Raw genomic sequence first — 7,437 nt, 5'->3', positions numbered from 1 at the left:
CCGGATGCCGCCGACTGCACCGCCGCTACGAGCGCAAAGCCGAACACTTCCTCGCCTTCACCAGCATCGCCTGCACCCTCATCTGCTACCGCAGACTCACCAAATGAGATGACGTCTAATCATGCTGCATCAGGCGGGTGGGCAGCGGGTGGAGGACAGCCGCGTCTCAGTTGAAAGCCACTCAAGACAGTGTGAACGGTGTGCTGCCCGACGCTGTGTCTCCGCTCCCCCTCCTCTGTCGGGTGTGCGGGAGGTCCGCATCGGCGGGCCGGCACCGGCTCTTCGGCCACGCGACAGATATCGGGGGCTACCCCGGGGGGGGGAAACTGATGTGGTTGTCCGGAGGGCCGGGAGGCGTCGTCTGCCCGGCCTGGGCGGCCAGGTCTGGCGCGGCGCCGAAGACAGCAAGGATACGGCGCGCCGTATCGACTGCTTCGGGGAAGTGCGTCGTGGTGAACTCCTCGCCGTCCGGCCGGTGTAAGGGGAGCAGACCGAAAACCACCGCATGGGCGCCGGGCACCGCCAGCACGGCTTGCCGAAGGCAAATACGTCGACTCGCAGCATGCTCACTTGGCACCCCCCTTGCCCTGGATGCAGCTACGAAGGTCGGCCGCCTCGCCGGAACGGGACTGGGAGCCGACGCCTGCAGAATCACTGTCGGTGCACGGAGGGTGGCCCTTTTGTGATTGATCGATCAGTGATATCCCTTGTCGTGTCCGTTGCATCGGCACTGGTCGGGGACTCAAGGGGGGAACGTGTCGGATCAGACGCGTGCGCTACAAGGCGATCCCGCAGAGGCAGCCCTGGTACTCAGAGGCCCGGCGATGCAGTTCCCCTCCATGCCCAGCCCCAAGAAGATGGTCTTTGGCTATGATCCGGATGAATTTGAGGAGTTCGTCAAGGAGTGGGTTCCGGCACTGAATCCGCTGTACGTGCGAGTCGAGCGGCACGGCGGCAGCGGAGACCACGGGATCGATGTGGCCGGCTACCGCACGCCTCAGGGCCTGGAGGGGCCGTGGGACAACTACCAGTGCAAGCGCTACAAGAGTGCCTTGGGCTGGAGTACAGCCTCAGCTGAGATGCGGAAGATGTTCTCCGGTGTGGTGCTGGGGCACTTCATCCGGCCAACGCAGTACGTCTTCGTCGCGCCCGTGATCGCCCGCACACTGCGCCAGGCTCTCGCGAAGCCGAGCGAAGCCCGCGCGACGTTCCTCCAAGATCTAGCCGGAACCACCGATGAGGTCATCACCCGGCTGACGGCCGAGGAGCGGCTACGCGTTACAGAGCTGGCTGGGCAGACGGACTTCTCCATGTTCGTGCCGGTCGACATGGACCTGATGCTTGCCCAGCACAGAACCACCCCGGCCTGGGCGACCCGCTTCGTCGACGAGCTACGCGAGCGCCCTGCCATCCTGCAGCCTCCGGACCAGCACGATCCGGTCGAGGCCCGCTACGTCCAAGAGCTGGTGAAGGTGTATGCCGAACGTTGGAAGAACGAGGCTGACACCCTGGAACTGATCACCCGGCACCCCAAGGCCGGCGATCACATGCGGCGTCAGCGTGAGGCGTTCTACAGCGCTGAATCCTTGCGTCGCTTCGCCCGCGACGCTTACCCCGACGGACACTTCAACGCGGTCCTGGACGATGTGCACACGATTGCGGCAGAGGTGTCCGACAAACGCCATGAACTTGGCTGGGACCGTCTGCAGGCAGTCCTCGAAGCGGCCGGGACCATTGGTCTGACCGAGACAGTTCTTAGCCGGTACGTGAGGCCCCTGGACCGCAAGGGGGTATGCCATCACCTGGCGAACGATGGCCGACTGACATGGTGCGAGGAAGGGGGAGCCGCATGAACCCGCTCAACAGCCCGCTGGAAATCGGTGTGCGCGCTCTGGTGCTGCTGTCAGAAAGCCACCCTCAGCCCCTGGACCTCGCGCAGCTGGCCGTGCTGGACCACGCCGTTTTGCACAGCGGTGACCTCGACGGCCCGCCCAGCCTGCACCCGTCCCTACCCGGCCACACCGGCGAGCTGGGCATGAAGCGCACCGTACTGGAACAAGCGGTGCTGGTACTGATCCGCGCCGGTCTCGCTGGTGTCGAGGCCGACGAGACCGGCCTGGTCTACCGCGCCACCGAGCGCGGGCCCGCCTTCATCGACATCCTCGAATCCCCCTATGTGGGGCGCCTACGCGAGCGGGCCGAGTGGGCCGTGCACCACTGGGCGCCGGAGACCGACGTACGCGCCGCCACAGCGGAACTACTCAACAGCTCGCTTCACTCACCCACGCCATCCGAGGACCGTCGTGACTGAGCTGCAGCTGACCCACCTCACCTATGCCGGGTCCAATGTGCCCCCAGCGCAGATCGTCTTCGGACCGGAGCTGACCGTCATCTACGGCACCTCCGACACCGGGAAGTCCTTCACCGTCAAGTCGATCGAGTACATGCTGGGCGGCGCCGACCTGACGATGGTGCCGGAGGCAAACGGCTACACCCAGGTTCTTCTAGGGCTGGTCATGCCGGACGGCACCCCACTGACCCTGGTCCGCGCCCCCGACAGCAACAGCATCCACCTGTACAACGAGGATCTGCGCGATCAGGTGATCCGCACCCCGGATGCGACGGTCACCGCGGTCCACAATGCCCGCAGCAAGAACAGCCTGTCGATTCACCTGCTGCGCGCGCTGGGCCTGGACGACATCCTGATCCGCAAGAACGAAGCAGGCGGAACCCGCCCACTCGCGCTGACCGACTTGGTGCACCTGTCCCTGGTCACCGAGAACCGCATGGTCGGCGAGGTGCCTCCGGTGCTGCGCACCGGCACGACCGCTACCCGCACCGCAGAGTTGTCCGTCATGCGCTTCCTGGTCACCGGAGAAGGAGATCCGGCCGTGGACACCGGCCCCAATGCGGGTCAACGCCGCGTCCACAAGGGACAGATACAACTCCTGGACCAACTCGTCATCGACCTGTCGTCCAAACTCACCACGCAGGAAAACGACCGCCAACTACGCGACCGGCTCATCCGAATCCGCGAAGCGCTAGAGGACCAGTCCGGCCCGCTGCGCCAGGTCAACGAATCCCATCGCGAAGCGGTCGACTCCCGCATGGAAACCGCCCGGCAACTGGCCGCCCTTGACGAGCGACTGACCGAAGTCAGTGACCTACTGGGCCGCTTTCGGCTGCTGGAGGCCCAGTACCGCTCGGATCTTGAGCGCCTGGCGATGGTCAACGAAGTGGGCAGCATCCTGGGCTACTTCAAGGTAGGCACCTGCGTGTTCTGTGGTGCAGAGCGTGAGCATCAACAGCCCGACCACGGTGCGGAGGAAACCACTCAACTCCACACTGCCGTGGAGGCCGAGGCCGCAAAGACGTCCGCTCTGCTTGGGGACTTGCTGCCCACGATTGCCGACCTGGACGGCGAACAGGCCGTCCTCATCAATCGCCGAGTTGATGTCCAGTCCGACATCGGTGTGTGGGACCAGATCATCGGCGAGCTAGAAGGCGGCATCGCGCTTCTGCGATCGGACGTCGAAGAGCTCGTGGAGGAGCGCTCCGCTGTCGAGCGGGAACTGGAGCTACATGAACGCATCGCGGAGCTAGACGAAAAGCGGTCCCGCCTGGTCGGTGAAGGATCTGTTTCGTCCACGCGCCCCACCCAGCACATCCCAACGAGCATCCTGGGTGATTTCGACTCTGTCCTCCAGCAGACTCTGAACACGTGGCAGGTCCCGGGTGTCGATCACGCGGAATACGATCAGTACTACGCCGAGATCCGCGCGGGCGGACGCACGCGGACGGAACGCGGCAAAGGTGTGCGATCCGTCCTGCACTCGGCTTTCACCACAGCGCTGGCTCGCTTCTGCATGGACCGAGACCTGCACCACCTCGGCTTCGTCGTGCTGGACTCCCCGGTGGTCACCTACCGCGATCCGGAACCCGACGAGATCCCCGATGTCGAGCTGACTTCCACCGTCGTCGACCGGTTCTACAAGGACATGCTGTCCTTTCCCGGCCAAGCCATCGTCATCGAGAACGGCGACCCGCCGACCAAGGTGCTCTCGGAGGCCACTACCTACCACTTCACAGGATCCGGAGGCCTGCGAGCAGGCTTCTTCCCCACGGCCCTGCACTGACGCCGCGACGCTGAGTGCACAGCCCGCCGACGTCAGCGACGTTTCGCACGCGCCGTGTCGATCCGCGCGAAATCCTCAGGACCTTCGTCCATGATCAGTCCTTGAGGGTCCACCAGCGGCGCCACCACCAGGCGAAGGTCGTCTCCGACGGGATCATCCTCGCCGTCATGCCACCGTGCAACCGCCCGCCCCGCACCCGCCACCAGATCAGCGAGCTGAAGTGAGGGGTGGTCCACCGAGCGGCCACGGACCAGTTCCTGGAGGTGTTCTCCCTTGATGAGGCCGTGGACCAGGCCCACCGCCGTGGCCCCGCGTTCCAGAACGTCGAGCTTGTCGTCGGTCAGCAGCCGCTGCTCGTCCGCCAAGACCCGGAGCTTGCCGCCGCGGCGCATCGACACGTGGAGAATGACCGTGGGCACCGCCGTGACGAGAGGGTCCGTGGTGTCGTCCAGCAGGCCGTACTCTCCGGTCGGTGTGGCCTCGGCCGGGCGCTCACGGGCGAATTCCTCCGCCTCCGGGCGGGTCTTGCGCAGCATGTCCAGAACATCTGCCGCCTTCTTCGCCTGCGGGGCCTTGCGGCGACGGGCGTAGGCGTAGGACTCCTGCATGACGGTACAGAGGTCGTCGACCGTGACGTGGGCGCCTGCGCGGTTCCTCTTGGAGAAGAAGCCGACGGCGGTGGCGATGAGCCGGTCGAAGCCGTCACGGCCCAGTGCCCGGGGCCCTTCGGTGGCCAGGTCCAGGGCGAGTTGCCTGCCCACACCGTTGCTGACGATGTCGTAGCCCATGGCGTGGAACCGCTCCTCGAGCAGAAGGTCGACGAGCTTGGCCGCGACGAAGTAGTGCTTGTCGATCACATAAACCGAGGCACGATCATGCAGAGGCCCGCCGGGGGCCAGCAGCTCGCCCAGGATCCGGCGGCGCCGGCCGGCGCCCCCGCCGGTGAACATTTTCTGGAACTTCACCTCTGCCGCGGACTTCTGGATTCCCGCCTCGCGCCGCAGCGTGTCCACGATCCCGGCGGCTTCGGTGTCGTCGATGGCCACCGAGCCCAGGATCATGTAACGGTCGCCGCCGTGGAGCTGATCACCGTCGTAGCCGGACTCGTCAACAGCGACCCACCGGCCGGGGCCGTCACGGTCGTCGGTGGGCGCTTGGCGGTTGCGGCGGCTGAAGTTCGCTCCCAGCAGTCCTGTTCCGGCATTCGGCGCATGGTCACGTTCGATCATGCCGACATACTCGAGGTACGGATCCTTGTCAGCAAGCCGCGCTGCCTGCTCCGCCAGTCGTCAACGCCTCGGCTTGCACTGCGGACACTGCAAGGGACCAACGCTGGGCTTTTAAGAGCCGGCCTTGCACGGTGCATTTCGGTGCAGGCGGTGCATCGCCTGCACCCGCATCCAAGTTCACGAACCGTCGGGCAACACCGAGTTCGGTACTCGGGATTGGCGAACGAGGCGGCCTGTGGCCATGAGCCGACGGTCTCTGGAATCCATTTCAGTGGAGCCAGGCCGGCGGGGTCGCCGAGGTGGAGCGTGTGGCCGTCAACGCTGATGCGGGCAAGGAAGGTTGGTCACGAGCGCTGCGGTGAGCAGAGTGGATGAGGTCCCCTGTCTGCAAGGCCCCAGAGACGGACGCCGGTGACACTTCCGGTGGCGAGGACTGAGGATCCTCCCTGGCGGCGGGAGCGACATCACGACGATAGCCAATGCCCGCCTGCTCTGCATGCACCGCGAGCCTTCAACAACGGCGCCTCCACGACCACCACTACCGGCGGCTCCTCAACCCTGAGCAGTCAACGCTCCTGTTGAGCAGATCACGGAGACATCTCATCGAACCGCAGCTCAAGTCAAGTCCCACAGAGAAACAATCAACTCAACACAAGAACTACCTTCCAGTAACTTCAACTGAACTCCGCTCCCCCTAACTGAGCAACACCCTGGTCAGCGCCCAAGGGCTGCTCACATCCAAGAGAGCCGCAACAGCCCACCAGCATCACCGCTTCGTCGCCGCCAAGGGGCGTCCCCCCACACTGCCTCAGTTCGCCCGGTTCGCGACCACTGCAGCCAACCACTGGACGGGCGGCGACCTGGGGGCGCTGTACACGGCCATCGGCGAGCCGACGCCATCCCAACAGGAGCGGCCTACCCGCCTACTGACTGAGGACGGCTACGACTTCGCCCGCCGGGTGTACCAGGAGCTGGGCGGCAAGCCCGTCGACCACGACACCTGGGTGAACAACCCGGAAGAAACCCAACGGCAGTGGCAGCTTGGCCGCCTGGCCACCGAGAGCCTGCGCCACCTCCAGCTACAGGAAGCACTCGGGCAGCCGCCGACCGCCAAGGAGTTCGGCGCCCAGCGTCTGACCTGGCCCTGGCCAGGCGAGGAAACCGAAGGCTGGCCCATCCTCGAGCGCGTCCTTGCCACGCTGACCCGTGCCAGCCTGGCCCCGGCCACTACCCGCTCCCCCACCAGCCTGCTACCCGGCGAGGAGAGCGGCACCCTGCAACTGCGGACGAGGGGAGCCAACACAGCCATCCGCACCGAGCCGACGACGGTCCGCATCACCTGCACCGGCGCACCCGTTGACGTGTCCGCTGTACTCCTCACCCGCAACGGCAAGGTACGCAGCGACCACGACCTCGTCTTCTGCAACCACCCCAGTCACGACGGGGTCAGCGTCGGCGGGGACACCGTCACCGCCGACCTGGGCCTCATCCCTGACGACATCGCAACCATCGCCGTCATCGTCAGCATCGACCTCGAGGCCCAACCCGCCACAGTCTTCGACCAGCACACCCAGTGGCAAGCAGACATCACCCAGCCCTCCCGCACCCAACTGGCCTTCACACCTGACCCCTTCTCCTCGGGTGAGACCGTCACCATCGCGGTGGAGCTCTATCGCCACACGACCGGATGGAAGGCCCGTGCCGTCGGGCAGGGCTACGACACCGGGCTGGCGGGCCTGGCCACCGACTACGGCATCGACGTCGAAGCCTGACGCCCCCTGTCTGGTACGCGAAGCCGTCGACGACCAGGTAAGTGCAGCCGCCGCCGATCTCGCGTGCAAGAGCCGCTGCTGGTGCCCAACCTTCCAGGTGTTCCCGGGCCAGCTGGATCTTGCGCACACGATCTCCCCTTGGGTTTCCGTTCCGTCCCGGTACGTCAGGGAGGTTAGGGTGACCGCGACGCGCACCATGGGGGGTGCTAAGAAGCCATCTCATTTGGCTGGTTCGGTAGCCTGTCTGTGTGGGAATCGTTGAGCGGCTGGTGCCGGACGAACTGTGGGAGTTGTTCCAGC

5 protein-coding genes and 1 pseudogene are annotated in these 7,437 nt (G+C 65.6%); 5 read left to right on the top strand and 1 reads right to left on the bottom strand.

The window, feature by feature from the left end; translation table 11 throughout:
- From ABTZ59_RS36715 to ABTZ59_RS36700, 4 genes and pseudogenes are all read left to right on the top strand, one after another.
- Window positions 1–107 (top strand): annotated as a pseudogene (locus ABTZ59_RS36715) (IS5/IS1182 family transposase); the annotation flags it as partial.
- Window positions 108–755: 648 nt separating this feature from the next.
- Window positions 756–1,853, top strand: a complete 1,098-nt coding sequence (locus ABTZ59_RS36710; protein ID WP_351425661.1) for an ABC-three component system protein — start codon at window positions 756–758, stop codon at window positions 1,851–1,853.
- A complete protein-coding gene (locus ABTZ59_RS36705; RefSeq protein WP_351425657.1) occupies window positions 1,850–2,311 on the top strand; it encodes an ABC-three component system middle component 2 in 462 nt (153 codons plus the stop codon). The genes ABTZ59_RS36710 and ABTZ59_RS36705 overlap by 4 nt, the downstream gene beginning before the upstream one ends.
- Complete coding sequence (locus ABTZ59_RS36700) at window positions 2,304–4,136, top strand: hypothetical protein (RefSeq protein WP_351425651.1); 1,833 nt, start codon at window positions 2,304–2,306, stop codon at window positions 4,134–4,136. The genes ABTZ59_RS36705 and ABTZ59_RS36700 overlap by 8 nt, the downstream gene beginning before the upstream one ends.
- 32 nt (window positions 4,137–4,168) lie before the next feature.
- Here the strand turns inward: ABTZ59_RS36700 and ABTZ59_RS36695 are convergent, their stop codons facing one another.
- Window positions 4,169–5,365: a DUF3800 domain-containing protein gene (locus ABTZ59_RS36695; RefSeq protein ID WP_351425648.1), complete on the bottom strand. Its 1,197-nt coding sequence runs from the start codon at window positions 5,363–5,365 to the stop codon at window positions 4,169–4,171.
- 959 nt (window positions 5,366–6,324) lie between these two features.
- On the opposite strand from ABTZ59_RS36695, the gene ABTZ59_RS36690 reads away from it, so the two are divergent.
- Window positions 6,325–7,137 carry a TerD family protein gene (locus ABTZ59_RS36690; protein WP_351425641.1) on the top strand — a complete coding sequence of 271 codons (813 nt, stop codon included), beginning with the start codon at window positions 6,325–6,327 and terminating at the stop codon, window positions 7,135–7,137.
- Window positions 7,138–7,437 lie beyond the last annotated feature (300 nt).

The organism is Streptomyces sp. NPDC094034 (assembly GCF_040303865.1).
Taxonomy (GTDB): Bacteria; Actinomycetota; Actinomycetes; order Streptomycetales; family Streptomycetaceae; genus Streptomyces.
Note: the sequence above shows the minus strand (reverse complement) of the source record. Positions and strands in the feature narration are given on the sequence as shown.

Coding starts and splice junctions, on each gene's coding strand:
- ABTZ59_RS36705 (WP_351425657.1), top strand. CDS start 1,850: ATGAACCCGCTCAACAGCCCGCTGGAAATCGGTGTGCGCGCTCTGGTG.
- ABTZ59_RS36695 (WP_351425648.1), bottom strand. CDS start 5,365: ATGATCGAACGTGACCATGCGCCGAATGCCGGAACAGGACTGCTGGGA.